The organism is Brachybacterium sp. YJGR34 (assembly GCF_003347015.1).
Lineage (GTDB): Bacteria > Actinomycetota > Actinomycetes > Actinomycetales > Dermabacteraceae > Brachybacterium.
Window position 1 is genome coordinate 168,267 of sequence record NZ_PNFB01000001.1, and the last position, 24,762, is coordinate 193,028.

Genomic DNA, 24,762 nt, shown 5'->3' on the forward strand with positions numbered 1-24,762 from the left:
TGGCGGACATGGAACGCCCCAGCTACGGCTACAGCGCCGAGGACGGCCACGACCCCCAGGGGTCGCCGGGCCCCCAGAGTCCGCCCGTCTGCCCCCGCCATCCCGACCGGGTGAGCTACGTGCGCTGCAAGCGCTGCGACCGCCCGGCCTGCCCGGAGTGCCAGCGCCCCACCTCGGTGGGCGTGCTCTGCGTGGACTGCGAGCGCGAGATCTCGCGGCAGCAGGCCTCCGCCCGCCCCCGCAATGCCATGGGCGGCGGCGTGGGGAGCCGCACCCCCTACGTCACCTACACGATCATCGCGCTGTGCGTGCTGGGCTATCTGGGGCAGATGGTCGCCCCCGGCATCGTCGAGCAGCTGGGGCTCTTCGCGCCCTTCCGCGCGCTGGCCATGCCGTGGACCTTCTTCACCGCCGCCTTCCTCCACGGCGGGATCCTGCACCTGGGGCTGAACATGTACGCCCTGTGGATCGTGGGCCAGTACCTCGAGCCCACCCTCGGCCGCGCCCGCTACGCGGGCATCTACTTCGCCTCGGTCCTGGGCGGGCACACCGCGGTGTACGTGCTGGCCGATCCGATGAGCCAGGCCTGGGTGACCGGGACGCTCGGGGCGAGCGGCGGCGTGTTCGGCCTCTTCGCCGCGATGCTCATCGTGAACCGGCACATGAACCGGGACACCGCGCAGATCGCCGTCCTCATCGCGATCAACATCGTCATCACCTTCACCGTCCCCAACATCTCCTGGCAGGGGCACCTGGGCGGCCTCGTGGTGGGCGCCGCCGTGACCGCGGCGATGTTCGCGCTGCGCCCCCGGGCCACGCCCGGGGCGGACCGTCAGGCGCTCGCCCGGCGCTCGGCGCTGCTGCACGCCGCGGTGATCGCGGCGGCCTTCGGGCTGTGCATCGTGCTGATCACGCTGAAGGCGCTGAGCGTGCTGGCCCTCTGAGGGAGGGCCGATCAGGGGACGGGCCGGGGCGGCGGGAGCTGCCCCGGCCCGTTCGTCGTCGGGGGTGGAGCGCCACGGCGCGAACTACACGGCTGTGCTTTTCCCCAGATGTGGACGGAGATGGGGATAACTCGTGGCCCTGATGGGGATAGTGCCATCTCGCTGTGGACAACCGGGCGTCCGATGTGGACGGACGGTGGGGACAGCGAGAGGGTGAGGGTCGGGTCGACGGCGACGCGCTCCCCGCGCGGATCTCGCTCCAGCCAGCGGGTTCTTCGGACTGCGGAGGCATCGACGACGGCGCGCCGTGTCTGCGCAGGCCGCTGACCTGCAGTGATGCCTGGCGCGTCGGGGAGCCTTCGGCGCGCGGCGACCCGCCGCGGCGGACGGCCGGGATCACGGGGAGGTCACGACGACACGCCCGGGACGAGCCTCGCACCTGCGGAACTACACGGCTGTGATTCCTCCACCGATGTGGAGTGCGTTGTGGATAACTTCTGTGGACGGAGCGCCGGCACCCCTGCCGGGCCGCCCGCAGGCCGGTTGTGGACCGCGCTTGTGCACAGCGCGATGCGGCGCGGCACCGGCATGCCTCAGCGGGAGATGCGGGCCGGTGCCGCGCGGCGATCGATCAGCGGATCAGGGTCGCGAGATCGCGGGCCGCGCCGGGTTGTCCACCGACGGGCCGGCGATGCGCACGGACCCGTCCTCGACGGTGACCGGGCTCAGCCAGATCTGACGGCCCGGGTCCTCGCCGATGTGGTCCGGGTGCCAGGCGTGGTAGACGTACCAGATGCCGTCCTCCGCGCGCACGGGCATGCCGTGGCCGGGTCCGGCGGCGACGTCGTTCACCGAGAGCACGGGCTGGTCCGAGAGCTTCACCCAGGGGCCCTCCACGGCGTCCGCGACGGCGACGCCCACCCCGTAGGTCTCGTTCCAGTACTCCCCGGCGGAGTAGAACAGGTAGTAGCGCCCCTCGTGCGCGATGATCGCGGGGCCCTCGATCGTGTAGATCTCCCAGTCCTGGTCGCGCTCGAGGACCTGCGTGCGCTCGCCCTGCAGCGAGAGGCCGTCCTCGGTGAGGCGCTGGGCGAACAGGAACGAGTCCTGGTCCGCGGCGTTGCCGTCGTTCTTCCACAGCAGCCAGAGTGTGCCCTCGTCGTCGCGGAAGGGGGAGGCGTCGATGCAACCGCCCTCCTCCGGGGTGGACAGCAGCGGGGTCTCCGCCGTGTCGACGAAGGGGCCCTCGGGTCGCTCCGCGACGGCGACGCCGATGGACTGCCGATCGGTGGCCCGCTCCCAGGCCGTGTAGTAGGCGTGGAAGCGCCCGTCCACCTCGATGACCTCGGGCGCCCAGTGCCGACCGCTCCGGGACCAGGGCGCGATCACGGGCTGTCCGTCGCCCGCCAGTCTCCAGTGGACGAGGTCGGGCGAGACCTGGACGGGCATGTTCCCCGCTGCGCCGGCGGTGGAGTAGAGGTAGTAGCGCTGGCCGACGCGCAGGATCCCCGGATCGGGGTGGTTGGCGGCGATCACCGGGTTGCGGAAGCCGGCCTGGGCGTGTGCGGGCGCGAGGCCGGCACCACCCGCGAGGCAGAGGGCGCCGCCGGCGATCGCGGCGCGGCGGGAGGGGCGGAACGGCAGAGGGGACATCATCATCCTGAGGGTCGTCGACATCGAGCGGCTCTGCCCGACCTGTGCATTCCACGTGAGAATTCTGGACGTGTCAACGGTGTCCCACGGGGCCGGGGAGCCCGCGGCGTCAGTGCTCGGCGCCGCCGGCGAGCACGGCATCGACCTCGGTGCGCAGCGCCACCTCGACCAGGCCCGCGAGCGCGGCGGCGGTCACGGGGACCTCGATCTGCGCGGCCGCGGGGACGTGGACGAAGCCGCCCCGGATCCCCGCTCCGGCGAGCGACGGGTCCGTCGCCAGCAGATGCTGCAGGCGGTAGAAGACGTCATTGCACACGTAGGTGCCCGCGGTCTGCGAGACCGCGCCCGGCACCCCGTCGGCCGCGAGGGCGGCGACCATCGCCTTGAGCGGCAGGGTCGAGAAGTAGCCGACCGGGCCGCCCGGCACCACCGGCTCGTCGACGGGGCTCGCCCCCGCCTCGTCCGGGATCCGCGCATCGCGGAGGTTGATCGCGACCCGCTCCGGGGTGATGGCCGTGCGCCCCGCGGCCAGGCCCGTCGCCAGCACCACGGCGGGGCGCAGCGAGCGCACCGCCTCGGCCAGGGCATCACCCGCGGCGCCGAAGACCACGGGCAGCTCGAGCACCTCGACCCGGGTCCCGCGCTCCCGCAGCGCGGGCGCGGCGCGGGAGACCGCCTCCCAGGACTCGTTGCGCTCCGCGCCGTCGAAGGGGGAGAAGCCGGTCAGCAGCACGTCGGTGGTCATGGGGACAGCCTAGGGAGCGAGCGTCTACCCTGGGGCGATGTCGTCACGCCTCGACCTCGCCCCCGACCTCGCCGCGGTCTATCCGCCCTTCGGGCTCGCGGTCCGCGCCGGTGATCTCACCCTGCGGGTGATCGCCGACGCGGACCTGCCCGAGTACGCCGAGCTGCTGCGTCGGCCGATCTTCGAGGACCCCGCGTCCCCGCAGGTCTTCGGCTGGTACGGCACCGATGCGGAGGCCCGCGTGCAGGGGGCGCTGCAGTTCCAGTGGCGGCTGCGCAGCGCCCTGGGGCCCGAGTCCTGGTCGATGCCCCTCGGGGTGTGGGCGCACGGGCGGATGATCGGCTGCCAGGACGTCAGCGCCGACCGCTTCGCGGAGCTCCGCACCGTGCGCTCGGGCTCCTGGCTCACGCTGGACGCGCACGGCCACGGCTACGGGAAGCTCATGCGCCAGGCGATGCTGGTCCTCGCCTTCGACCACCTCGGGGCGACGCGCGCGGAGTCCGCGGCGGTGATGGGCAATGCCCCGTCCTTCGGTGTCTCGCGGGCCTGCGGCTACGTCGAGAACGGCACCCAGATGTCCACGGAGCGCGGTCAGGTGGTCCCGGAGCAGCGCTTCCTGGCCACCCCGGAGACCTTCCGCCGGCCGGAGGTGCCCGTCGAGGTCGAGGGGCTCACCCCGGCGCTGCGGGCGATGCTCGGCGCCTGAGCGCGTCTCACATCGAGTCCTGCCACGCCTGGTACAGCGCGGCGAAGCGGCCGCCGGCGGCGACCAGCTCGGTGGGCGAGCCGTCCTCGACCACCTCGCCGCCGTGGACCACCAGCACCCGGTCCGCGATCATCACGGTGGTCAGGCGGTGGGCGATGATCAGCGAGGTGCGCTGGCCCAGCAGGCGGGTCAGGCCCTCCTGGACCATGCGCTCGGAGGGGATGTCGAGCGAGCTCGTGGCCTCGTCGAGGATCAGCACCCGCGGATCGGCGAGGAAGGCGCGCGCGAAGGAGATCAGCTGGCGCTGACCGGCGCTGACCCGGCCGCCGCGCTTGTTGACGTCCGTGTCGTAGCCGTAGGGCAGCTTCTCGATGAACTCGTCGGCCCCGATCGCGCGGGCGGCCCGCTCGATCTCCTCACGGCTCGCCCCGGGCTTGCCCAGCGCGATGTTGTCCGCGACGGTCCCGGAGAAGAGGTACGCCTCCTGGGTGACCATGACGATGTTGCGGGTCAGGTCCTCCATCGAGAGGTCCCGCAGGTCCACGCCGTCCAGCGTCACCCGGCCCTCGGTGGCGTCGTAGAAGCGCGCGATGAGCTTGGCGACCGTGGACTTCCCGGCACCCGTCTGGCCCACCAGGGCGATCGTCTGCCCCGCCGGGATGTGCAGATCCATCGGCTGCAGGACCAGCGGGCCGTCCTCGGTGTAGCGGAAGGAGACGTCCTCGAAGTCGACCTGCCCGTCCGAGGAGGGCAGCGCCGTGGGCTGCTTGGCCTCCTTGACCGTGGGCTGCACGGCCAGCAGGTTCGCGATCTTCTCGAGCGCGGCCACCGCGGACTGGAAGGCGTTGTAGAAGTTCGCGATCTCGTCGATCGGCTGGAAGAAGCGCCGGGAGTAGAGCACCAGCGCCACCAGCACGCCCACCTGCAGGTCCCCGTTCAGCACGCGGAATCCGCCGACGACGAGCACCGCCGCGATGGTCACGTTCGCCAGCACGCGCAGCGCGGGCTGGTAGATGCCGAAGACGTTGATCGAGCGCATCGAGGCGTCGCGGTAGTCCTGGGCGAGGGTGTCGAACTCGGCCTGGTTGCGCTCCTCCTTGCGGAAGGCCTTGACCGCGCGGATGCCGGCCATCGCCTCGACGAAGTGCACGATGAGCCGCGCCGAGTGGGTGCGGATCGCGCGGTACTCGATGCGCGAGCGCTTCTGGAACCACATGGTCAGCACCACGCAGGGGATCAGCATCGCGAGCATGACGAGGCCCGTGACCGGGTCCATGGACACGATCAGCACGATGGTGAACACCATCGAGAGCGAGGCGCCCACCATGACGTTCACGCCCGAGTCCAGCAGCTCCCGCAGCGCCTCCATGTCCGAGGTCTGCCGCGAGACGATGCGGCCCGAGGTGTAGGACTCGTGGAACTCGAGGTCCTGGCGCTGGGTGAAGCGGAAGACCTTCCGGCGCAGCGCGAGCAGCATCCGCTGGCCCACCACGACCGACTGGCGCACGTACCCGAAGGTCAGCACACCGCCGACGATCGCCGCGCCCACCGCGAGCGCGGAGGCCTGGATCGCCTTGGAGGGGTCCCCGTCCTCGAGCGCGGGGAGCCCGACGTCGATGCCCCAGGCGATGATCGCGGGACCGGCGACGACGGCGAGCTGGGCGATGACGACCATGATCGCCATCAGCACGAACTGGCCCTTGACCGGTGAGATCAGCTCGCCGAGCAGCGCCATGGAGCGCTTCGAGGAGGCCTTGTTGTCCGCCGCGGTGTAGGTCTCGTCCTCGGGGTCGTTCTGTGCCGGCTGGGCGGTGACGGTGCTCATCGGCCCTCCTCCTGGATCGCGCGCAGCTCGAGCTCGCCGGTGAGCGTCTCGATGTCCTGGTCGCGGCGCTTCTCCTCCTCCTGGTTGGCGATCACCCAGCGATAGCGGGCGGAGGTCCGCATCAGCTCCGGATGGGTGCCGACGGCGACCACGCGCCCGTCCTCGAGCAGCGCGACGCGGTCCGCGAGGGCCACGGTCGAGGTGCGGTGGGCGACGATCAGCGTGGTGGTGCCGGCGAGCACCTCGCGCAGACGGGCGGTGACGGTCTCCTCCGTCTTGGTGTCCAGCGCGGAGAGCGGATCGTCCAGCAGCAGCACGGCGGGTCGCGCCGCGATCGCCCGCGCCAGGGCCAGGCGCTGGCGCTGGCCGCCGGAGAGGCTCATGCCCTCCTCGCCGATGCGGGTGTCGACCCCCTCGGGCAGGTCGTAGGCATAGGTCGCGTCCGCCGTGCGCAGCGCGAGGTGCAGCAGCTCCTCGGCGTCCTCGGCGGGCAGGGACTGATCGGCGCCCAGCAGCACGTTGTCCCGCACCGAGTCGGAGAACAGGGTGGCGTCCTCGAAGGCGACCGCGGTGAGGGTGCGCAGGGCGATGAGGTCCATGTCGCGCACGTCGACGCCGTCGATGGTGATCGAGCCGCCGGTGACCTCGTACAGCCGGGGCAGCAGCTGCAGCATCGTGGACTTGCCGCTGCCGGTCACGCCCACCAGGGCCATGGTCTCGCCCGGGCGGATCTCGAGGTCCACGCCGTCGAGCACGTCGGGGACGTGGTCGGGGGCGTCCTCGTAGCGGAAGTGCACCCCGCTGAGGCTCACGGCGCCGCGGGACGCGGCGGGAGACACCTCGACGGGGCTCTCCGGCGAGGTGATGCTGTTCGCGTCGTCCATCACCTCGTAGTGGCGGTCCAGCGCGGTGGTGGCGTTGACGGCCTGGCCGAACAGCATGCCGAGCATGCGCACGGGGCCCACCACGAGCGTGGCGGTCGCGAAGTAGGAGGCGAGCTGGCCGGTGGTGATCTGGTCGTTGGCCGTCAGGTTCAGGCCCACCAGCAGGGCCACGCCGAGCGCGAGCTCGGGCAGCATGAACATGAACATGTCGAAGCGGGCGATGGAGGTGGCCTTGCGGACCTCGGTCTGCCGCAGCTCCTCGGCCTGTTCGGTGAAGCCCTCGAGCGCCGTGGGGCCGCGGCCGAAGGCCTTGAGCACGCGGATGCCCTGCACGGACTGCTCGATGGTGGTGGCCAGGTCGCCGTTCTGGTCCTGGGAACGACGCGAGAGCACGGAGAACTCGCGGTTGAAGCGGTAGGCGATGATCGAGACCGGCACCGCGGCGACGAAGAAGATCAGCGCCAGGATCGCGGAGGAGCGCACCAGCAGCACCATGCCCACGATGATGGTGACGGAGCTGGTCACCGCCATGATCATGCCGAAGGCGATCCAGCGGCGGATCTGGTTGATGTCGCTCATCATGCGCGAGAGCAGCTGCCCGGAGCCCCATCCGTCGTGGAAGGAGACGGGCATGTTCTGGACCTTCTCGTAGAAGCTCACGCGGATCTGCTTCTCCACCATCGTGGAGGGCGCGACCGCGAAGGTGCGGCGCAGCCAGATGAGCGTGGCCTCGACGATGCCCAGGGCGAGCACCACCGCGCCGCCGGTCCAGATGGTGGCGGCGGTGGCATCGGTCTCGAGGCGGTTGACGATGAACTCGAGGACCTGCGGGATCATCAGCGCCACGATCGACGCGGTGAGGGCGCTGAGCAGGCCGAGGTAGAGACGGAAGCGGATCGGACGGACCGTCTGCCAGAGACGGCGCATGGTGCCGAGCATGGGGAGTGGACCTCAGGGGATGAAGGGGGCCCCGACGTTCGGGGCCGAACCCTTAGCCTAGTCAACTCATCGGACGATTCCTACGGATATCGCGGAAACCGCGTGCCGCTCTCCGGCGCGCGGCCCGGCGTCAGCCCTCCGCGTCGGCCGGGGACCAGTCGTCGTAGGCGGCGTCGGAGAGCAGCGCGGCGGCGCCGGCGGCCGCGGCGGTGACCGTGAGGACCGCCGGCCAGGGGCCGATCCGCTTCGCCAGCGGATGCGAGAGGCCGAAGCCCAGCACGTAGGTGGCGCCCAGCGCCGCCGTGGTGGCCGGCCCGCGCCGGGCCAGCCAGGTGCGTCCCGCGTAGAGCCCGGCCGCCGCCAGCACCACGCCGCCGAGGGGCCGCACGCCGGTCTCGCGGGCGGTCAGCCACCCGCCGATCAGCCCGGCGGCGACGACGGGGGCGGTGCTGACGGACTCGGCGGGCTTGATCGCGATGCTCATGCCCCCGAGCCTACGACGAGGGCCGCGCCGTGCGCGGGGACCGTCCCGGGCTGCGCGGGGCCGACGCCGTCGAGCAGGTCCGCGCCGCTGACCGCCTCGAGCACCTCGCCCGGAGCCGGCCGTGCCTGGTCGGAGAGGTTCAGCACCAGGATCAGCGCCGCCGCGTCCTCGCCGTCCGAGGGGCTCAGCACGACCTGCGCCCAGGTGTTCTCGAGCGCATCCTCGTCCACGTGCACCGCGGCGGTGGCCAGCCACGGCAGGCGACGGCGCAGGCCCAGCAGGCGCCGATGCGCCTCGAGGATGCGGGGCGCGGCGGAGGGCGCGAGGAGGGTCAGGTGGTGGGGATGTGCCGCGTCGTCGTCGGCGGCGAGCACCTCCTCTGGGCTGCCGGGGAACCAGGGGCGCACGGCGTCGTCGCCGCCGGGGCGCTCCTCCTTGACGCCGATGGCGCCGAACTCGTCCCCGGCGTAGACGGTCGGCACGCCGGGCAGCAGGGCGAGCAGGGCGTACGCGACGGCCAGGTCGCGGCCGTCGGACAGCTGGGAGGCGATGCGGGTGGTGTCGTGATTGCCCACGAAGGTGAGCGGATGGGCGCCGCCCGGAGCCGCGAGGGCGTCCTGGTGGCGGCGCAGCGCGTGGGCGAGCTCGAAGAGGTTGTGATCGTGCAGGGAGGACCAGATCGCCTTCCACAGCTCGTACTGGGTGATCGAGTCCGCCCCGGAGGCGGCGGCGAAGGCCGGGCGGTCGCCGTGGATGACCTCCCCCAGGATCCAGGCCTCGGGATGCGCGGCCCGCACCCGCTGGAGGATCGGCGCCCAGGCCTCGGCCCCGGCGGCGTACATCGCGTCCAGCCTCCAGCCGTCGACCCCGCGGTCCAGCCAGAGCGACATCACCTCCACGATCCGGTCCTGCACGACCGGGTCGGCGAGGTTCAGCTCCACCAGGTCCTCGTTGCCCTCGAAGCCGTAGGGACTGCGGCCCGCCCAGCGCAGGCGAGCGCCCTCCTCGCTGTCGGGCCCGGCGGCGATCGCGCGCCGCGCCACCGGGTGCAGCGGGGAGATGTGGTTGAACACCCCGTCCAGCACCAGGCGGATGCCGCGCTCGTGGCAGGCGGCGATCAGCGCGTCGACGTCCTCCTCGTCGCCGAGCCGCGGGTCCGGCCGGCGGTGGTCGAGGGTGTCGTAGCCGTGGGAGACGGAGTCGAAGATCGGGTTCAGCAGCAGAACGTTCGCGCCGAGGCTCAGCAGATGGTCGAGCCAGCCCTCGAGGCGGCGCAGCCGGTGCACCACGTTCTCCCCGTCGGCCCCGCCGTAGCCCTCGCCGCCCAGGTCCTCGCGGTGCCGTGGCGCGCCGCAGAACCCCAGCGGGTAGACCTGCCAGCAGATCGCATCGCGGATCCAGGACGGGGCGGCGTGGTGGTTCATGCCGTCATCGTAGGGGCGACGGTGTTGAATGGGCCCGAGATGTCCCGTCGCACCCCAGGAGTGATCGCCGATGATCCGCATGCGCACCGACCTGTTCGCCGAGTCCCTCGGGATGGGCATCTCGATGGTGGTGCTGATGCCCCAGGCCGCCGCCGGGATCGGGATGGAGGGCGCGCCCGCGGCGCCGTCGGACGGGGTGCCCGTGCTCTACCTGCTGCACGGCCTCAGCGACGACTGCACGATCTGGGAGCGCCGCACCTCCATCGAGCGCTACGCCGCCCAGAAGGGGATCGCCGTGGTGATGCCGGAGGTGCGGCGCTCCTTCTACAGCGACGAGGCGGTGGGCGAGGACTACTGGACCTTCCTCTCCGAGGAGCTCCCGCAGCTGGTCACGCGCACCTTCCACGTCTCCTCGACGCCCGAGGACACCTTCGTGGCGGGACTGTCGATGGGCGGCTTCGGCGCGTTCAAGCTGGCCCTGCACCACCCGGACCGCTTCGCGGCCGCCGCGAGCCTGTCCGGCGCGATCGACCTGACCTCGATGGACATCGAGTGGACGGGCACCCTGGGCCGCCGGGTCTGGGGTGGTGAGGAGATCGCCGGATCGGGCGATGACCTGGTGGGGCTGCTCGCCGCGGCCGATGCCGAGCAGCTGCCCGCGCTGTTCCTGGACTGCGGCACGGAGGACCAGCTGCTGGCGCAGAACCGCCGCTTCCTCGACGTGGCCGAGGAGCACGGCGTGGAGGTCACCGCGCGGTTCCGGCCGGGCGCCCACGAGTGGGGCTTCTGGGACGAGGGCATCCAGGACGTCCTGGACTGGCTGCCGCTGCGCGCTCAGCGGGAGGCGTCGGCGTAGACCCGCTGGGCACGCTCGCGCGTCACGGGCCGGGCGAGCGCCACGATCGCCATGATGACGCAGGTCAGCGGCCCGGCGACGACCACCCAGACGGCCAGCGGCACCATGAGCGCCGCGCTCCACGCGGAGGAGTCGGCGATGACCCCCGCGTCGATCAGCGCCGGGGCGATCACGAAGATCATGAGGAAGAAGAACACCGTCACGAGCAGCGACAGCGCGCCGAACACCGCCGCGCGCCGCCCGACGGCACGGGCCACCGGGTTCTTGCCCTGCTGGAGGATGCCGAGGACGAGCATCGCGGCGGACGCGGCGATGATCGCGAGCCCGGGGAAGCCGATCGCGGCCGCGAAGCCCACCACCCAGGCCACCCGCCCGTCCCGTCCGATGCTCGTCGGGAAGTGCTCGGGCCGCATCTGCTGCGCCGGCGGGAGGGGCGGCGGAGCGTGGCCGGGGGGAGTGGTCATGGCGTCAGCGTAGAGCCGCGGACCGCACTCGGGCACTCCCCGCGGATGAGGCACGATGTGGGCAGCACCGCGGGCACCCGCCCGTTCCACCGCACCCGCCAGGAGAGACCGTGGCCGAGTCCGTCTTCGCCGTCCAGTACACCTACACCGACGATGTCGATCGCGTCGCGACCTTCCGGCCCGAGCACCGCGCGCATCTCGCCGAGCTCCATGCCGAGGGGACGCTGCTGCTCTCCGGCCCGCTCAGCGGGGGCCCCGCGGCGCTGCTGGTGGTCCGCGCGGAGTCCGAGGAGGCCGCGCTCGCCGCGCTCGAGGGCGATCCCTTCCTCCGCGAGCGCGTCATCGTGGACCGCGAGGCGCGGGAGTGGACCGTCGTGATCGGCGAGCTGCCCGGGGCCTGAGCCCAGCGGCCGTCAGGCGCCCTCGTCGTCGGCGCGGCGCCGGGCCTGCTCCTGCAGGTCCATCAGCGCGCCCGCAGAGGCGACGGTCGTCGCGTCCTCGCCGAGGACCACCAGCGGCAGCGCCGCGGTGCCGCCGTGGGCCTCGAGCAGCTCCCCGGCGGACGGGTCACGGTAGACGTTGACCCAGATCAGGTCCTCGCGCGGAGAGCGGAAGGCGGTCTGGAGGCGGGCGGAGACGGGATCGCCCGGCGCCCACAGCACGATCGCATCCGCGCCGCCGGCGCGCTCGCGAGCCTCGGCCAGCGAGGTGTGCGGCCCGGAGCGCAGCGGGCTGGTCCAGTACGCCATGAACACGGTGAACAGCGCGAGGGCGATGGCGCCGATGCGCTGCTCGACCAGCAGCAGCACGACGGTGAGCACCGCGCCGCCCAGCAGGAGGAGCAGCGGGCGCATCCAGGCGCGGGCCGGGGCGTTCAGATCATCACCGCCGTGGCCAGGCGGTCGTTCGTCTCGGCGACGAGCGCGTCCCGCAGTGCCTTGACGGCGGGGATCGCCAGGGCCCCGCGCCGGTTGAGCAGCCCGATCATGCGGTCGTCGAGGTCCGGGATCTCCCGCACCACGACGTCGGCCGACGGCGCGGCCTCGAGCGCCGTCTCCGGCATCAGCGCGACGCCCCCACCGTGCATGATCAGCTTCTGGACCACGATCGTGTCGTCGGTCGAGTGGCGGATCGTCGGCGAGAAGCCGGCGCGGCGCGCGCTGGAGAGCAGGTTCGCGCGACAGCGCTCGCAGCCCGCGATCCACGGGTCCTCGGCGAGGTCGCCGAGGGTCAGGTCGGGATCCGCGGCGCGGGGATGGTCCCGGGGCAGGACCGCCATCACGCGATCCTCCATGAGCGGGGTCCACTCCAGGGTGCCCTCGTCGCCGATGTCGCTGCAGGGGTAGCGGAAGACCAGCGCGAGGTCGAGCTCGCCCTCGCGCAGCGCGACGACAGCATCCGGCGGCTCGAGCTCGTCGAAGGTGACGTCGAGATCGGGGGCCGTGGTGGCGAGGTGCTCGAGCACCGGCGGCAGCAGCATCGCCGCGGCCGACGGGAAGGTCCCGAACTTGACCGAACCGCGGCGCAGCGCCGTGATGTCCGCGAGCTCCTCCTCCGCGGCGTGCAGCTGTGCCGCGATGGCCTCGGCGTGCGCGGCCAGGCGCGCTCCCGCCTCGGTGGGGGTGATCCCGGCGGAGGAGCGCAGCAGCAGCTGGGTGCCCACCTCCTTCTCCAGCGCCGCCAGGTGCTGGGAGACGGCGGGCTGGGTCCAGCCCAGCTCGCGCGCGCCGGCGCCGATCGAGCCGTTGCGCACCACGGTGCGGAAGATGAGCAGCCTGCGGGGGTCCATGGCCTCCATGGTAGGCGCCGAACGCAAGCTGTGCTTATGGGGTTGTGCACGTCGAGGTCGATCCGCAATGGCGTGGGGAGCCGGCTGGTGGGGCGGTGATGAGGGAATTCGTCGGTCGCACAGGAATGCGCGACCGGGAATTCTCGCGGAGTGTTCGTGGGTCCGCGCGGTCCACCGTTCCTCCCCACAGGCTGGTCGTCCACAGGCTCCTCGCCGTCCTGTTCGATTGTCGGGCCCCTTCATAGGGTGGTGGGTATGGACGAGAATCCCACGGCGAGCAGCGGACGCCCCGGACCGGATGCCTCCGGTGCCGGGGGTCCCGCGCCGCGGGATGCGCTGGGCGCCGCCGCGGAGCGGATCACGGCGCTCGAGGCCGGGCCCGCGGCGCGGGACGTTCTCGCGGGGTTCCTCACCGCGGTCCTGGCCGCGTTCACCGCCACCCGCTCGGTGCGGGACCCGTTGCCGGACACGGCACCGGGCAGCGTGGAGGAGTCCCTGGCCGTCCTCGCGGGCATCGAGCAGCTGCGCGCGAGCCTCACGGCGGTGGATGCGGCCTGGCAGGTCGCCGCGCAGCAGCGGATCCGCCGCAGCGAGGCGGAGGGTGACCTCCCGGACCGGCACCAGGGCCGGGCCGCGGCGCAGGAGATCGCGCTCGCCCGCCGTGTCTCGCCCCAATCCTCCTCGCAGTCCCTGGCGGCCTCGCGGCGGATGATCGAGCACCTGCCCGCGACCCTGGCCGCGCTCGAGCGCGGGACGGTCACCGCGCAGCAGGCCACCACCATCGCCACCGCCCTGGACGGCGCCCGGCCCGAGACCTGCCGGAGCATCGACGGGATGATCGCCGAGAACCCCGAGATCCTGGAGGGCGCGGGAGCCCGCCACGTGCGCTCGCGGGTCCGGCAGATGGTCCAGCACCTCGAACCCGGCACCTCCCGTGACAGGGCGGAGCGCGCCGCCCGGGCCCGGCACGTGACGATGACGCCGCTGGAGGACGGCATGGCCCGCCTCACCGGGGTGCTGCGGGCCATCGACGCCGCCGGTGTGCTGGGGACCCTCCGCACCAGGGCTGAGTCCCAGCGCGCCGCCGGGGCGAAGGACCCGGTCTCCGCGCTCGAGGCCGACGCCCTGGTCGCCGCGATCCTCCACCCCGGGACCACGGAGAACACATCGACCACCGGCGCGCGACTGCGCACCACGCCGGGCCTGGACGTCGGGATCGTCTTCACGGACACCGCCCTCCTGGACGGCGACGAGGGCGAGAGCGCGACGCTCGAGGGCTACGGGACGCTGCCGGCGCACATCGTGACCGACACGCTGCTGGGCACCCCGCCCGGGCGCCTCCGTCGGCACGACGAGGACCGCCACCCCGACGAGGAGGTCGGTGCGCTGTTCCGTCGCCTCTACACCCATCCCACCACGGGACAGCTGGTGGGGATGGAGTCCCGGTCCCGGGTCTTCCCGACGGGCTTGGCGCGGATGATCCGATGGCGCGACGAGACCTGCCGGACCCCGTGGTGCAACGCGAGGATCCGCCACATCGACCACGTGATCCCCGCTCACCAGGGCGGACCCACCAGCTACGCCTCCGGCCAGGGACTCTGCGCCCGCTGCAACTACCTCAAGGAGCACGGCTGGACCCTCACCGAGGCCGGCATCACCACGGGACCGGCGAGGTCCTCGCCGCGCCTCCCGCCCAGGGCCTGGCAGTGGACGAGCCCTCATGGAGCCCGCGGAACCTCCGTCACCCCGCGCCTGCTCGGCCCTCGGCCCCGCCGCGCGGCCGGCCCCGGGAGCAGCGATGGCCCGCCGACGCCCGGCGCACATCCCGGAGAGCCCGGCGACGAGCCGCCGTGAACGGGGTGAGACGATGCGCCGATGACCGCCGCTCTCGTCGATCGTCTGCTGCCCGCCCTCGGCGAGAACGGGGTGCTGGGCCTCGGCGAGCCGACCCATGGCAGCGCCGAGGCCGTCGCGTGGAAGTTCGAGATCATCCACGATCTGGCGCGCCGGGGACTGCTCGCGACGCTCGCCGTCGAGGAGTCCTATGCGGTCGGGCGCCGTGTCGATGCGGCGCTGCGCGGTGAGGGCGATCTCGACGCCGCCTGGGATCTGGGCAGCTCGCTGTGGAACACCACCACGATCCGCAAGGGGATGCGGAGGCTGCGGCGCATCGGAGGGGGAGTCGGCTTCGTCGGGTTCGACGTCTCCAAGCCCTACCTCACGGCCCGTGCCCTCCTCGCGCTGGGGCACGAGGGTCCGGTGCTCCGAGCAGTCGCCGCGCGCACCATGCTCGGTGGCGAGGACGTCGCGGCGCTGGAGAACCTCTGCCGGGCCATCGAGGCCGACGAGGACCGTTGCTCCGCCCCGCTGGCGCGCCAGCTGCGCCGCTATGCCGACGCGTACCTCGCCGCCCCGGATCTCGCCCGGCTGCACCGGCGAGACGTCCACATGGCCCGCACCCTGCTCGAGAACCTCCCCGCGCAGGGGATCACCGTGGTCTGGGCCCACAACGAGCACCTCGCCCGCACGCCCGACAGCTTCGGCGGGCCCGCGATGGGGTACGTGCTCCACGACGTGCTGGGGGATCGCTATGTCCCCGTCGGCGTGCTCTGCGGCGAGGGCGAGTGCCGGGCGGTCGATCCCTCCACGGGAAGCGACGACTACTCCGCGGTTCCCCTGCCGTCGATCCGACCCGGCACCACCGAGGATGCGCTGCGTGCGCTCGGCACCGGATTCGTCACCACCGAGGAGTTCACTCATCCCGGCCCTCGCCGGTTCCTGGGCTGGGCCATCGACACCTCGCTCTTCGACCAGCCGGAGGCGTCGCGGGCGACCTTCGAGGTGAACCGTCCCTCGACGGACTTCGCCGCCCTCGCGTACCTCCCGTGGAGCACGGCGGATGTCACGGCGCCCGCGAGTGCCTAGAGTGTCCGCATGGGGATCTTCGGAGGGCGCAGCGAGCGGGGGCCGGGCGGCGACCCGTCCTGGCTGGGCGGCAAGGATCGGGACCGGCCGGAACCACCGGTCGCGGGCTCGGGGGACATGCCCGCCTTCGAGGCGCCGCCCTCGGAGCAGAATCAGCAGGTGAGCTGGGCGCCCTCCTTCGGCGAGCCGGACGGCGAGGCCGCGGAGAGTGCGGAGAGCACGCCACGGACACTCTCGACGGCGCAGGTCCTGCGGCGGATCGCCTTCGCGGTGATCCCGATGGTCATCATCATCGTGGTCGCCGTCCGGATGGATGTCAGCTGGTGGTGGGTCCTCGTGGTCATGGGCGCCCCGTTCATCCGCCGGGGGAAGCGTCTGCTCGAGGAGGTCCTGCGGCGCTGACGTCCGCGGGTCGGTGTCTCAGGGACGCGGCGCGAGCCGGTATTCGGCGCCGTCGGCCGAACGCAGCAGCACCCCTGCGTCCACGGCGTCTCTCCGCACCAGCGCGACGTCCTCGGCGACCATCGCGATCGCCGCGTTGAGCTCCGGCTCGCTGAGCGTGCGCTCCGCGCCGAGGCGCTCGAACACCGTGCGGGCGATCCGGCCGCACACCGCGCGCGACTCCTCGGCCCGGGCCGGGATGCCGTCCAGCCGGCCCACCTCGAGGATCACCTGGTCCGAGCGCAGCAGGGACAGTGCCTCGGCGATCTCTCGGACGGCCGCGGTCTCCTCGGGCCCGTCGGCCCCGTCCGCCGGCAGCCAGTCCAGGCGCGCGAGCGGCCCGCGGACGCTCGGATCCTCCGGCAGGTCCTCACCCGCGAGCACCGCGGCGACGCCGCGGCGGAGCTTCGGGACGGCCAGCAGTGAGAAGAGCATGCGGGCACGGCTTAGGGGAGTGTCGAGGTCGTGATCAGGGGAGGAGGGCACGGGTATCGGTGCTTTCGTCGGGGTCGGCTCGATGGCCAGAATGGCATGGTCCGTCTGATCATGCCGTCGCCGGCGGGATCCGCACGCTGATCTGCAGGGTGCCGGCCTCCGGGTCGTGGCGGGCCCGGGCCCGGCCGCCCAGCTGCCCGGTCAGCACCTCGACGATCGACAGTCCCAGACCGCTGGTGCGGCCCGAGCGGGATCGGTCCGCGGTGTAGAAGCGCTCGAACACCCGCGCGGCGTCGATCTCCGCGCCCGGCGCCACACCGTTGGTCACGCGGAGCTCGACCCCGCCCGTCCCGTCCTCCGTGACCTCCACCGCGAGGGTGTCGCGGCCGTGCTGGACGGCGTTGCGCAGCAGATTCTGCACGATCCGGGTGAGCTTCTCGCGATCCGTGGCCAGGCGCAGACCCGTCGGCGGCGCGGCCTCGACCGCGAGGCCCGCTCCCTCGATCGGGCCGGTCATCCCCAGCAGGCATTCGGCCACGAGCACGCCGACGTCGACGGGCTCCACCGTGAGGCTCTCGTCCACCTCGAGCAGGTACGCGTACTCGTACAGCCGGTCCACCAGGACGCCCAGCTCCTCGGCCTGCCGCTGCGCCGCCTCCAGCTGCTCGCGCTGGGAGTCGTCCAGTGCGGTCCGCTCGAGCAGCTGCAGGTAGCCGCGCACGGTGGTCAGCGGGGTGCGCAGGTCATGGGAGATGTCTGCGATGAAGGAACGGATCCGGCGCTCCTCCCGCCGGGTGCGCGTCGACGCCTCCTGCGCCCGGCGCACGGCGTCGTTGACCCGCGCGGCGAGCTGCTCGAGAGGAGGGACCACGAGCGCGAGGGTGACGGGGCGGTGGGCATCCCCGTCCAGCTGCTGCTCGAGCTGCCGCCGCATGGCCGTGATCTGCCGCAGGACGACCACCAGATATCCGGTGACCACCAGCAGCAGCACGGCCAGCGCGAGGGCGAGAGGGCTCACGGGCGGAGGCTACTTCACGTCGGCCCGCCGGAACAGCAGCCAGGAGACCACGCCCATCAGGGCGATGAACACCGCGGAGACCGCGAGGGTGGTCCACAGCTCCGCAGCGGAGGACTCCACGCCCGGCAGGCGCTCCGCGGAGAAGGGCGTCAGGCGCAGCAGCGCCTCGAGACCCGGGATGTCGTCCAGGGCGCCGGCGAGCAGGTCCGCGACGAAGGACCACAGGAAGCCGGCAGCCATCACCACCAGGGGGCGCTTGACGAGGATCGCCAGCGGCAGGCACACCGCCAGTTTCGCGGCCATCAGCAGCGCGCTGGCCAGGGTCACCGCGATGATGGTTCCGGCCCCGGCGCTCTCCGCGGCGAGCAGCTGCGAGAAGGCGGTGGGCAGCGCCGCGGCGAACTCGGCGCCCGTGGCCCGGCCGATCAGCACCGCGACTCCGTAGGGCAGCGACAGCGCCGTGACCAGCAGTGCGCCGATCAGCGTGGTCGAGGCGATGAAGGCGCCCCGCCCGGAGGACAGCAGCGCGTCGTGCACGGACCGGGTCTCGAAGGGCTGGGAGACCACCACGCCGTACAGCAGCGGCCCCAGCAGCGAGACCAGCAGGATGTCGCTGAGCCCCTGCACGCCGCTGGCAGCGTTGGCGCTGAGATCGCCGACGGCCAGGCTGTGCTGCAGGGCGGTGTATCCCGTGGCGGCGAGCACGGCGGCCAGCAGGCACAGCGCCGCGGTGCCGCTGTGCCGCAGGACGTAGAGATCAGCACGCAGCTGGTTGATCATGACCGGTCACCTCCGACGACGGACAGGAAGAAGGACTCGAGGCTCTCGCCCTCGCGGGCCAGGCGGGTGGGCCAGACCTCGGCGCCGACGAGAGCGCGCAGCACCTGCTCGGCGCGGTCGGCGTGATGGGGGAGCCGCACGGTGCCGTCCGGCATCAGCCGGGCGTCGGCCCCGGGGAAGGTCTGCTCGAGGACGGTCAGCAGGCGTGCCGAGTCCTCGGCGGCGACCTCGAGGTACTGCTGGGTCCGCGCCTCCAGCTCCTCGAGCGTGAGGGTGGCCCGGACCTCGCCGGCCTCGACGATCAGGTAGTCGGTCGCGGTCTGGAACAGCTCGGGCAGGTTGTGGCTCGAGATCAGCACGGTCATGCCGTGCTCGGCGGCGAGCTCGCGCACCAGCGTGCGGACCTCGACCACGCCGAGGGGGTCCAGGCCGTTGACCGGCTCGTCGAGGACCAGCAGCTCGGGCCCCGCCAGCAGCGCCAGTGCGATGCCGAGCCGCTGCCGCATGCCCAGCGAGAAGTTCCGGACCTTCTTGGTGCCGGTGTCGCCGAGTCCCACCTGCTCCAGCAGTCGCTGCTCGATCCCCGCGTCGGGCACCCCGCGCAGCAGCCGATGCAGGTGCATGTTCTGCCGGGCGGTCATCGCGCCGTGGAGGCTGGGGGACTCGATGAGAGTGCCGATGCGGGCGAGATCCTGCTGGCGGGGGGCGTCGGCCCCGGAGCCGAACAGCGCGATGCGGCCGGACGTGGGGATCGAGAGCCCGGAGATCAGCCGCATGAGCGTCGTCTTGCCGGCGCCGTTGCGGCCGATCAGCCCGTAGATCCGCCCGCGCTGCAGGCGGAGGCTCATCGAGCGCACCGCGGCGTGGCCGCCGTAGCGCTTGGTGAGATCCTCTGTGACCAGGATGTCCTCGTTCATGACCCTGACGCTACGGGCCGATGGTCCAGCACCGGTCAAGGGTGGGCGGGGAGAGGTCAGGAAAGTGTGGAGATCACGGGACCTTCGGTGCGCGCAGCCGATAGCCCAGCCCCCACACGGTCTCCACCACGTCCTGCTCCGGCGCGGCCTCGCGCAGCTTGGCGCGCAGGTTGGACAGGTGGGTCTTGACCGCCGCGTCGTCGCCGACGAAGGGCTCCTCCCACACCTCCTCGTAGATCCGCGGGCGGGAGAACACCTGGCCGGGCCGCTGCAGGAGCAGCTGCAGGATGCGCAGCTCGGTCGCGGTGAGCGGCACCTCCTGCCCGGCCAGGACGACGCGCGCGCTCGCCGGCTCGAGGGTCAGGTCGCCATGGGTGAGCACCGCCGGAGCCGCGGCCGCGGGGGCGGAGCGGCGCAGCAGCGCCTCGACGCGGGCGGTGAGCTCGGTGAGGTCGAAGGGCTTGGTGACGTAGTCGTCGGCGCCCAGACGCAGCAGGTCGACCTTCGTGAACACCGCATCCTTCGCTGAGAGCACCACCACCGGGACCTGGCTGGTCCGGCGCAGCTCCGCCAGCAGCACCGAGCCGTCGACATGGGGGAGCATCAGGTCCAGCACCACCAGGTCCGCGTCCAGCTGCGGATCGGCGAGCAGCCGTCGCCCCTCGATCCCGTCGTGGGCACCGGTCACCGTGTGCCCCTCGGCCTGCAGGGTCTCGCGCAGCAGGGCATGGACGTCCGGGGAGTCCTCGATGACCAGGAGGTGCGCCATGGGTCAGGCTCTCGCGCGCAGCAGGTGCCGGGTGGAGTGGGCGACGAAGGAGCCCTCGCGCCGGATCAGCGCGTCCATCGCCAGCAGCTCCTCGCTGTACCGCTCGACGGAGAAGTCCGGGACCCACCACACGCACTTGCGCAGGATCCACACCACGGCGCCCACGTCGAAGAACTCCATCCGCAGCCGGGCGGTGCGCAGCTCGACGATCTCGAGCCCCGCGGCCCGGGCACCCTCGGCCTCGTCCTCGGGATGGCGGCCGCGCCGCTGCGCCGCGGTGGTGGGGCCGATGAAGTGCTCGATGAGCTCGAAGGCGGAGGCGGGGCCGACGTGCTGGCCCAGGTACTCCCCGCCCGGGGCGAGCACCCGCGCGATCTCCGGCCAGTCCGGGGCGACAGGATGCCGGGAGGTCACCAGGTCCGCGGTGCCGTCCTCCACGGGGATCCGGGCGCCGGGCGCGACCTCGTGCACGATGACGCCGCGAGGACCGAGCCGCTCCCGGGCGCGGGCGGCGTTGGGCGCCCAGCCCTCGGTGACGTGCTGCTGGGCGGCCAGGCGCGGGCACCGATCGAGCACCTCGCCGCCGCCGGTGTCGAGGTCGATGGCGACCTGTGCCGCGGCGACGGCGCCGGCGAGCAGGCGGGAGTAGCCCCACGGCGGGCGCTCCTCGGTGGCCCGGCCCTCGAGCCAGCCGAAGCCCCAGCCGTCCACATCGGCCGCCGCGGCCTCGGCCATGAGCTGCTGCGCCGGGACGCGGCGGCGGTCCGCCTGCTCCAGCCGTTCGCGCAGCGTGTTCCTCTCCGCGGCCGGCCAGGGGCCCGATTCCGTCAGCGGGATCTCGGTGAGGAAGCGCCGCTGATGCTCGGGGATCGTGGCGACGAAGAGGTCGGGGGAGCGCTCGGCCATCGCGTAGAGGTTCGGGCCGTCGGCGTAGAAGGGGTCGATGAGCACCAGGTGCCCGTCGGCGGCGCGCATGACGTTGGACGGATTGGTGTCCAGCGGCCCGCACCAGGGCAGCTCGCGCAGCGCCGCGTCGTGGACGTGCCGGACCACCTCGGCGAGCGGGGCCAGGGCGGGATCGGGACGGGAGAGGCTCTCCAGGAAGGCCTCCGCCTCCTTCGGTGGGGCCTCCGTCAATCGCTCCATGACCTGCAGGTCCCCGCCACCGGCGAGGCGCCGATGGGCGAGCAGTCGGGGCACCGGATCGCTGGGGGCGGCGAGGTCGTACAGGCGCGCGGTGAAGGGGCCCACGGGATCGAAGGGGCTGATCCGCGCCGCGAGCTCGCCATCGGGGGAGGCCAGGGCGATCGCCCAGTCACCCGCGCCGCAGCGGCTCCACCCCGCCGCGAGCAGCAGCTCCTCGACCTCGCGATGCGTGGCCTCGGGGTCGAGCGTCGCGAGCACCGGGGGCAGGGGAGGGGCGGACATGCTGGGACCGTACCGCGGAGCCGGCAACGGGGCCACGGGATATGCCCGGCCGGCCGTGATCACCGCCGCGCCCGCGGGAGCACGGCACGGATCCGGCGGACGCTCTCGTCGATCGGCGTGGCGGTGGTGTCGAGGTCGAGGTCGACGGGCAGGTGGGACCGTTCCGCGCGCCATGCCTCGTGGGCGCTGCGGAGGAATCCCTCGTCGCGGGAGAGCCCGCGCGTGGGGTCCGCCAGCGCGCGCTCGAGCGCGACCTCGACGTCGCAGGCGAGTGCGACGGTGAGGACGGGCGTTCCCGCGGGAACGCCGCGGAGGACCAGGTCCAGCTCCGCCCGGCCGCTCACGGACTCGGCGATCACCAGGTCCAGATCCGCGTGCAGCCACTGAGCGGTGACCTGGGCGAAGATCCGGTGGGCTGCCGCCCAGTCGGGCAGCGTGGGGCGGGCCATGTCGGCGATGGCGTCGAGCTCCACCAGCGCCAGCTGGATGCCGTCGGCGCGCAGCTGTTCGGCGAGGGCGCGCGTCACGGCGCTCTTCCCGGCCGCGAGAGGGCCGGTGATCAGCACCAGCGCGGTCAGATGCGGTGCCATCGCTCAGCCGCCCAGCTCGAGCACGCGGATCGCCAGCTGCACCCGGTTGCCGACCTGCAGCTTGTGGTAGAGCCTGCCCAGGTGGGTCTTCACCGTCGCCACGGACATGAACAGCGCCTCGCCGATCTCGGGATTCGCGAGGCCCTGCGCGACGAGCCGTCCCACCTCCCACTCGCGCTCGGTGATGCCCGCGGGGGCGGCCGACGGGGCGGCGTGGGGTTCCTCGGCGACCTCGGCGCCGGCGGGACCGGCCGCGGCGAGGGCGACCAGGCGGGTGAGCACGTCGGGCGAGAAGCGGGGACGGTCCTCCGCCGCATCGAGCACGGCCTGGACCACCTCCTGAGGCGGGGCGTCCTTGAGCAGGAAGCCCACCGCCCCGGCCCGCAGGGCGTCGAGCAGGAACTCCTCGGTGTCGAAGGCGGTCAGCACCACCACTCGCGCGGGAAGGCCCTCCTCCTGCAGCGCGCGCAGGGCCTCGAGGCCGGTCATGCGCGGCATGCGGATGTCCAGCAGCACCACATCCGGGGCCAGGGCCCGGATCTGCTCCAGCGCGGCCCGGCCGTCGGCCGCCTCGCCCACCACCTCGATGCCGTGCGCGCCGTCGATCATCAGCGCGAGCCCGGCGCGCATCAGCGCCTCGTCGTCGACCAGCAGCACCCTCACCATGGCATCCATGCTGTCACCTCGAAGGCGTCCCCGTCGCGGCCGTGGACGGCGTCCCCGCCCAGCAGCCGCGCCCGCTCCTGCACGCCGATCAGGCCGTGCCCGGTCGAGGTGGGCGTGGTGGTCTGCTCGGGCAGCGGGTTCCGGGCCCGCAGCTCGACCCGGTCCCCGGCGCGGGCGAGGCGGACCCGCAGCGGCTCGCCCGGGGCGTGCTTGGCGGCGTTGGTGGTCACCTCGGCGAGGATGCGGGCGAGCGTCACGACGGTCGAGCGGTCGCGCTCGGCGAGCTGCGCGGCGTCGAGCCCGTCCCACACGAGCTCCACCTCCTGGCCCTCCTCCTGGCAGCGCTCGACGATCGCCCCCAGAGTGGGGGCCGTGGCCAGCGGGGCGTCGCCGTCCCCGGTGCGCAGGGTGACCAGCACCGTGCGCAGCTCGCGATTGGCCTGCTGGGCCGCGTCGCGCACGATGCCGGCGCTGCGCCGCAGCGTCTCGGGCGGGAGATCCTCCCGGTAGGTCATCGCCCCGGCGTGCATGGCGATCGTGGCCAGGTGATGGGAGATGCTGTCGTGCATGTCGCGGGCCAGCGCCGCGCGCTCCTCGGCCCGAGCCCGGGCCGCCTCCGCGCCCCGCTCCCGCATCAGCGCCGAGGCCTCCCGCTCGGCGGAGGCGGCCCGCCCGCGCAGCGTCTCGACCAGCTGATGGCGGGTCCCCACGACATGGCCCATGAGCAGCGGGATCAGGCCGCCGGCGGCCGTCACGGCGAGGGCCGCGGCCAGCTCCCACTCCCACACCGTGCCGGTGATCGTCGCCTCGACGGCCATGGCGGCGGTGGACGTGGCGAGGAGCAGGGCGATCGCGAGGACGTCGAGCGGGACCCGACGCCGCAGTCCCAGTCGGTACAGGGCGATCGCCCCAGCGGGCAGCGACCAGACGCTGCCGCCCCCGACGGCTGCGATCAGCAGATGCGCGGCGCTGCTCACGCGGCCGGGCCGCAGGAAGCGCAGCGGGCCGATGGCCGTGGTCGCGGCGATCCCCAGCAGGGCGTCGAGACCGAACATCGCGACGGTCAGGTCAGGAGGGTCGTCGGCGTGCTCCTCGAGCGTGAAGCCGAAGACGATGAGGAACAGCAGCAGTCCCACGGCGAGGCAGGCGAGGGACTGCCCCGCCGCGATCGCCCACTGCCGGAGGCTGCGCACGGAGGGCGGAGCGACGGCGACGGGAGCGGGGGCGGTCATGGGGTCAGCGTAGGGACGCGGCGCGGATCCCGGATCGTCCGTGCGGTTGACCTCCGGATGCTGTGCATCGTCCGCGCGATGGGGGCGGGACTCTATGGCGCGTGACGGTGCCGGTCCGGTGATGGGGGCGATCCGCAGAGTCCACGGAGGACGAACGCCGTCCGGCGGTCGTAGTCCTCCCGGGGTGGCCGGCCCCCGTGCTTGAGGACGAGCGCAGTGTCGATGGTCAGAGCGTGGAGATCCTCCGGCGTGACGTCCCGGGCGAGGACGCCGGCAGCGCGTCCGTCCTCGATCAGCTCCGCGTGGATGGCCTCTCCGCGGTGGCACAGGGCCATGAGCTGCTTCGAGTCCGGGAACTCCTGGAGCAGGACGTCGTTGACCGCGGGGATCCGGTACTGCAGATCGCGGAGGGCACAGACGTAGTCGGTGATCCGCTCGAACGGGTCGGGAACGGATCGCGTGGACTCGATGACGTCCAGCAGCTCCGCCGCGACGACCTCGTCGACCACGGCGTCGATCAGCCCGATCCGTCCCCCGAACCGGTTGAAGATGGTCGCTTTGCTCACCTGGGCGGCGGCGGCCACCGTCTCCAGGGATGCCGAGAGGCCCTGTGCGCGGAACACCTCCACCGCGGCGGCACGGATCCGGTCGACGTTCCGCCGCGCGTCCGTGCGCAGTCTCGGCGCAGTCCCGGCCTCGGACACCATCTCTCCTCCGTGCTCGACGAAAAACTTGACCACCCGGGTCAGCTTAGTGCAGGCTGGCGCCCTCGAGAAGTTGACCATCGGGGTCAAGTTCTGGCCGGGGGTCTCCCGTCAGCGCAGAAGGCCCTGGCCGCCGCGACGAAA

General features: G+C 72.9%; 26 protein-coding genes. 7 read left to right on the top strand and 19 right to left on the bottom strand.

The window, feature by feature from the left end; genetic code table 11:
• Positions 1 to 8 precede the first annotated feature (8 nt).
• Positions 9 to 944 (top strand): rhomboid family intramembrane serine protease, encoded by a 936-nt coding sequence (locus CXH06_RS00680; RefSeq protein ID WP_114853221.1) that lies wholly within the window; start codon positions 9 to 11, stop codon positions 942 to 944.
• A gap of 639 nt (positions 945 to 1,583) precedes the next feature.
• Here the strand turns inward: CXH06_RS00680 and CXH06_RS00685 are convergent.
• Together CXH06_RS00685 and CXH06_RS00690 are read right to left on the bottom strand one after the other, a co-directional pair.
• On the bottom strand, positions 1,584 to 2,603 hold the full coding sequence (locus CXH06_RS00685; protein WP_157975538.1) for a glycoside hydrolase family 43 protein: 1,020 nt from the start codon (positions 2,601 to 2,603) through the stop codon (positions 1,584 to 1,586).
• Positions 2,604 to 2,706: 103 nt separating this feature from the next.
• Complete coding sequence (locus CXH06_RS00690; RefSeq protein ID WP_114853223.1) at positions 2,707 to 3,342, bottom strand: pyroglutamyl-peptidase I; 636 nt, start codon at positions 3,340 to 3,342, stop codon at positions 2,707 to 2,709.
• A gap of 37 nt (positions 3,343 to 3,379) precedes the next feature.
• Here CXH06_RS00690 and CXH06_RS00695 point away from each other — a divergent pair, with 37 nt between their 5' ends.
• The gene (locus tag CXH06_RS00695; RefSeq protein ID WP_114853224.1) at positions 3,380 to 4,048 is read left to right on the top strand and encodes a GNAT family N-acetyltransferase; all 669 of its coding nucleotides are present in this window, start codon (positions 3,380 to 3,382) and stop codon (positions 4,046 to 4,048) included.
• A 7-nt stretch (positions 4,049 to 4,055) separates the two neighbouring features.
• Here CXH06_RS00695 and CXH06_RS00700 read toward each other — a convergent pair whose 3' ends face one another.
• The 4 genes from CXH06_RS00700 to CXH06_RS00715 form a co-directional block, all read right to left on the bottom strand.
• Complete coding sequence (locus CXH06_RS00700) at positions 4,056 to 5,873, bottom strand: ABC transporter ATP-binding protein (protein ID WP_114853225.1); 1,818 nt, start codon at positions 5,871 to 5,873, stop codon at positions 4,056 to 4,058.
• Positions 5,870 to 7,696 carry an ABC transporter ATP-binding protein gene (locus tag CXH06_RS00705; protein WP_114853226.1) on the bottom strand — a complete coding sequence of 609 codons (1,827 nt, stop codon included), beginning with the start codon at positions 7,694 to 7,696 and terminating at the stop codon, positions 5,870 to 5,872. The genes CXH06_RS00700 and CXH06_RS00705 overlap by 4 nt, the downstream gene beginning before the upstream one ends.
• Positions 7,697 to 7,826: 130 nt before the next feature.
• Entirely contained in the window at positions 7,827 to 8,180 is a 354-nt protein-coding gene (locus CXH06_RS00710) for a hypothetical protein (protein ID WP_114853227.1), read from the bottom strand.
• On the bottom strand, positions 8,177 to 9,604 hold the full coding sequence (locus CXH06_RS00715; RefSeq protein WP_114853228.1) for an alpha-amylase family glycosyl hydrolase: 1,428 nt from the start codon (positions 9,602 to 9,604) through the stop codon (positions 8,177 to 8,179). Before CXH06_RS00715 ends, CXH06_RS00710 begins: the two co-directional genes overlap by 4 nt.
• A 70-nt stretch (positions 9,605 to 9,674) precedes the next feature.
• Here CXH06_RS00715 and CXH06_RS00720 point away from each other — a divergent pair, with 70 nt between their 5' ends.
• Positions 9,675 to 10,460, top strand: a complete 786-nt coding sequence (locus CXH06_RS00720) for an alpha/beta hydrolase family protein (protein WP_114853229.1) — start codon at positions 9,675 to 9,677, stop codon at positions 10,458 to 10,460.
• Here the strand turns inward: CXH06_RS00720 and CXH06_RS00725 are convergent.
• Positions 10,439 to 10,924 (bottom strand): hypothetical protein, encoded by a 486-nt coding sequence (locus tag CXH06_RS00725; protein ID WP_114853230.1) that lies wholly within the window; start codon positions 10,922 to 10,924, stop codon positions 10,439 to 10,441. The two genes, CXH06_RS00720 and CXH06_RS00725, sit on opposite strands and share 22 nt — an antisense overlap.
• A gap of 110 nt (positions 10,925 to 11,034) precedes the next feature.
• Between CXH06_RS00725 and CXH06_RS00730 the strand changes: the two genes are divergently transcribed.
• Positions 11,035 to 11,325 carry a YciI family protein gene (locus CXH06_RS00730; RefSeq protein WP_114853231.1) on the top strand — a complete coding sequence of 97 codons (291 nt, stop codon included), beginning with the start codon at positions 11,035 to 11,037 and terminating at the stop codon, positions 11,323 to 11,325.
• 12 nt (positions 11,326 to 11,337) lie between these two features.
• Here CXH06_RS00730 and CXH06_RS00735 read toward each other — a convergent pair whose 3' ends face one another.
• Together CXH06_RS00735 and CXH06_RS00740 are read right to left on the bottom strand one after the other, a co-directional pair.
• Positions 11,338 to 11,778: a hypothetical protein gene (locus CXH06_RS00735; RefSeq protein WP_232820135.1), complete on the bottom strand. Its 441-nt coding sequence runs from the start codon at positions 11,776 to 11,778 to the stop codon at positions 11,338 to 11,340.
• 20 nt (positions 11,779 to 11,798) lie between these two features.
• Positions 11,799 to 12,713, bottom strand: a complete 915-nt coding sequence (locus CXH06_RS00740) for a LysR family transcriptional regulator (RefSeq protein ID WP_114853232.1) — start codon at positions 12,711 to 12,713, stop codon at positions 11,799 to 11,801.
• Between the two features lie 255 nt (positions 12,714 to 12,968).
• On the opposite strand from CXH06_RS00740, the gene CXH06_RS00745 reads away from it, so the two are divergent.
• Genes CXH06_RS00745 through CXH06_RS00755 form a run of 3 tightly spaced genes read left to right on the top strand, consistent with a single transcriptional unit; the run spans position 12,969 to position 16,040 of the window.
• Entirely contained in the window at positions 12,969 to 14,567 is a 1,599-nt protein-coding gene (locus CXH06_RS00745) for an HNH endonuclease signature motif containing protein (protein WP_114853233.1), read from the top strand.
• Positions 14,568 to 14,588: 21 nt separating this feature from the next.
• Positions 14,589 to 15,638, top strand: coding sequence for an erythromycin esterase family protein (locus CXH06_RS00750; protein WP_114853234.1), 1,050 nt, complete (start codon positions 14,589 to 14,591; stop codon positions 15,636 to 15,638).
• Positions 15,639 to 15,647: 9 nt separating this feature from the next.
• Positions 15,648 to 16,040, top strand: coding sequence for a hypothetical protein (locus tag CXH06_RS00755; RefSeq protein ID WP_114853235.1), 393 nt, complete (start codon positions 15,648 to 15,650; stop codon positions 16,038 to 16,040).
• A gap of 18 nt (positions 16,041 to 16,058) precedes the next feature.
• On the opposite strand, the gene CXH06_RS00760 is transcribed toward CXH06_RS00755, so the two are convergent.
• From CXH06_RS00760 to CXH06_RS00805, 10 genes are all read right to left on the bottom strand, one after another.
• Positions 16,059 to 16,514 (bottom strand): DUF2087 domain-containing protein, encoded by a 456-nt coding sequence (locus CXH06_RS00760; protein ID WP_114853236.1) that lies wholly within the window; start codon positions 16,512 to 16,514, stop codon positions 16,059 to 16,061.
• Positions 16,515 to 16,623: 109 nt separating this feature from the next.
• Entirely contained in the window at positions 16,624 to 17,532 is a 909-nt protein-coding gene (locus tag CXH06_RS00765) for a HAMP domain-containing sensor histidine kinase (protein WP_114853237.1), read from the bottom strand.
• Between the two features lie 9 nt (positions 17,533 to 17,541).
• Complete coding sequence (locus CXH06_RS00770) at positions 17,542 to 18,312, bottom strand: hypothetical protein (RefSeq protein ID WP_114853238.1); 771 nt, start codon at positions 18,310 to 18,312, stop codon at positions 17,542 to 17,544.
• Positions 18,309 to 19,229, bottom strand: a complete 921-nt coding sequence (locus tag CXH06_RS00775) for an ABC transporter ATP-binding protein (RefSeq protein WP_114853239.1) — start codon at positions 19,227 to 19,229, stop codon at positions 18,309 to 18,311. Before CXH06_RS00775 ends, CXH06_RS00770 begins: the two co-directional genes overlap by 4 nt.
• A 73-nt stretch (positions 19,230 to 19,302) precedes the next feature.
• Positions 19,303 to 19,998, bottom strand: a complete 696-nt coding sequence (locus CXH06_RS00780; protein WP_114853240.1) for a response regulator transcription factor — start codon at positions 19,996 to 19,998, stop codon at positions 19,303 to 19,305.
• A gap of 3 nt (positions 19,999 to 20,001) precedes the next feature.
• Positions 20,002 to 21,426: a methyltransferase domain-containing protein gene (locus CXH06_RS18785; RefSeq protein ID WP_369832960.1), complete on the bottom strand. Its 1,425-nt coding sequence runs from the start codon at positions 21,424 to 21,426 to the stop codon at positions 20,002 to 20,004.
• A gap of 59 nt (positions 21,427 to 21,485) precedes the next feature.
• Positions 21,486 to 22,016, bottom strand: coding sequence for a chloramphenicol phosphotransferase CPT family protein (locus tag CXH06_RS00790; RefSeq protein WP_232820136.1), 531 nt, complete (start codon positions 22,014 to 22,016; stop codon positions 21,486 to 21,488).
• A gap of 3 nt (positions 22,017 to 22,019) precedes the next feature.
• Positions 22,020 to 22,691: a response regulator transcription factor gene (locus CXH06_RS00795; protein WP_114853241.1), complete on the bottom strand. Its 672-nt coding sequence runs from the start codon at positions 22,689 to 22,691 to the stop codon at positions 22,020 to 22,022.
• Positions 22,676 to 23,914, bottom strand: coding sequence for a sensor histidine kinase (locus CXH06_RS00800; RefSeq protein WP_114853242.1), 1,239 nt, complete (start codon positions 23,912 to 23,914; stop codon positions 22,676 to 22,678). The genes CXH06_RS00795 and CXH06_RS00800 overlap by 16 nt, the downstream gene beginning before the upstream one ends.
• 92 nt (positions 23,915 to 24,006) lie before the next feature.
• Complete coding sequence (locus tag CXH06_RS00805; RefSeq protein WP_232820137.1) at positions 24,007 to 24,654, bottom strand: TetR/AcrR family transcriptional regulator; 648 nt, start codon at positions 24,652 to 24,654, stop codon at positions 24,007 to 24,009.
• Positions 24,655 to 24,762: the final 108 nt, after the last annotated feature.

Bases quoted from the DNA above. Each gene is read 5' to 3' on its own strand.
- CXH06_RS00680 (WP_114853221.1), top strand. From the start codon at position 9: ATGGAACGCCCCAGCTACGGCTACAGCGCCGAGGACGGCCACGACCCC.
- CXH06_RS00685 (WP_157975538.1), bottom strand. From the start codon at position 2,603: ATGATGATGTCCCCTCTGCCGTTCCGCCCCTCCCGCCGCGCCGCGATC.
- CXH06_RS00690 (WP_114853223.1), bottom strand. From the start codon at position 3,342: ATGACCACCGACGTGCTGCTGACCGGCTTCTCCCCCTTCGACGGCGCG.
- CXH06_RS00695 (WP_114853224.1), top strand. From the start codon at position 3,380: ATGTCGTCACGCCTCGACCTCGCCCCCGACCTCGCCGCGGTCTATCCG.
- CXH06_RS00700 (WP_114853225.1), bottom strand. From the start codon at position 5,873: ATGAGCACCGTCACCGCCCAGCCGGCACAGAACGACCCCGAGGACGAG.
- CXH06_RS00705 (WP_114853226.1), bottom strand. From the start codon at position 7,696: ATGCTCGGCACCATGCGCCGTCTCTGGCAGACGGTCCGTCCGATCCGC.
- CXH06_RS00710 (WP_114853227.1), bottom strand. From the start codon at position 8,180: ATGAGCATCGCGATCAAGCCCGCCGAGTCCGTCAGCACCGCCCCCGTC.
- CXH06_RS00715 (WP_114853228.1), bottom strand. From the start codon at position 9,604: ATGAACCACCACGCCGCCCCGTCCTGGATCCGCGATGCGATCTGCTGG.
- CXH06_RS00720 (WP_114853229.1), top strand. From the start codon at position 9,675: ATGATCCGCATGCGCACCGACCTGTTCGCCGAGTCCCTCGGGATGGGC.
- CXH06_RS00725 (WP_114853230.1), bottom strand. From the start codon at position 10,924: ATGACCACTCCCCCCGGCCACGCTCCGCCGCCCCTCCCGCCGGCGCAG.
- CXH06_RS00735 (WP_232820135.1), bottom strand. From the start codon at position 11,778: ATGCGCCCGCTGCTCCTCCTGCTGGGCGGCGCGGTGCTCACCGTCGTG.
- CXH06_RS00740 (WP_114853232.1), bottom strand. From the start codon at position 12,713: ATGGACCCCCGCAGGCTGCTCATCTTCCGCACCGTGGTGCGCAACGGC.
- CXH06_RS00745 (WP_114853233.1), top strand. From the start codon at position 12,969: ATGGACGAGAATCCCACGGCGAGCAGCGGACGCCCCGGACCGGATGCC.
- CXH06_RS00750 (WP_114853234.1), top strand. From the start codon at position 14,589: ATGACCGCCGCTCTCGTCGATCGTCTGCTGCCCGCCCTCGGCGAGAAC.
- CXH06_RS00755 (WP_114853235.1), top strand. From the start codon at position 15,648: ATGGGGATCTTCGGAGGGCGCAGCGAGCGGGGGCCGGGCGGCGACCCG.
- CXH06_RS00760 (WP_114853236.1), bottom strand. From the start codon at position 16,514: ATGCTCTTCTCACTGCTGGCCGTCCCGAAGCTCCGCCGCGGCGTCGCC.
- CXH06_RS00770 (WP_114853238.1), bottom strand. From the start codon at position 18,312: ATGATCAACCAGCTGCGTGCTGATCTCTACGTCCTGCGGCACAGCGGC.
- CXH06_RS00775 (WP_114853239.1), bottom strand. From the start codon at position 19,229: ATGAACGAGGACATCCTGGTCACAGAGGATCTCACCAAGCGCTACGGC.
- CXH06_RS00780 (WP_114853240.1), bottom strand. From the start codon at position 19,998: ATGGCGCACCTCCTGGTCATCGAGGACTCCCCGGACGTCCATGCCCTG.
- CXH06_RS18785 (WP_369832960.1), bottom strand. From the start codon at position 21,426: ATGTCCGCCCCTCCCCTGCCCCCGGTGCTCGCGACGCTCGACCCCGAG.
- CXH06_RS00790 (WP_232820136.1), bottom strand. From the start codon at position 22,016: ATGGCACCGCATCTGACCGCGCTGGTGCTGATCACCGGCCCTCTCGCG.
- CXH06_RS00795 (WP_114853241.1), bottom strand. From the start codon at position 22,691: ATGGATGCCATGGTGAGGGTGCTGCTGGTCGACGACGAGGCGCTGATG.
- CXH06_RS00800 (WP_114853242.1), bottom strand. From the start codon at position 23,914: ATGACCGCCCCCGCTCCCGTCGCCGTCGCTCCGCCCTCCGTGCGCAGC.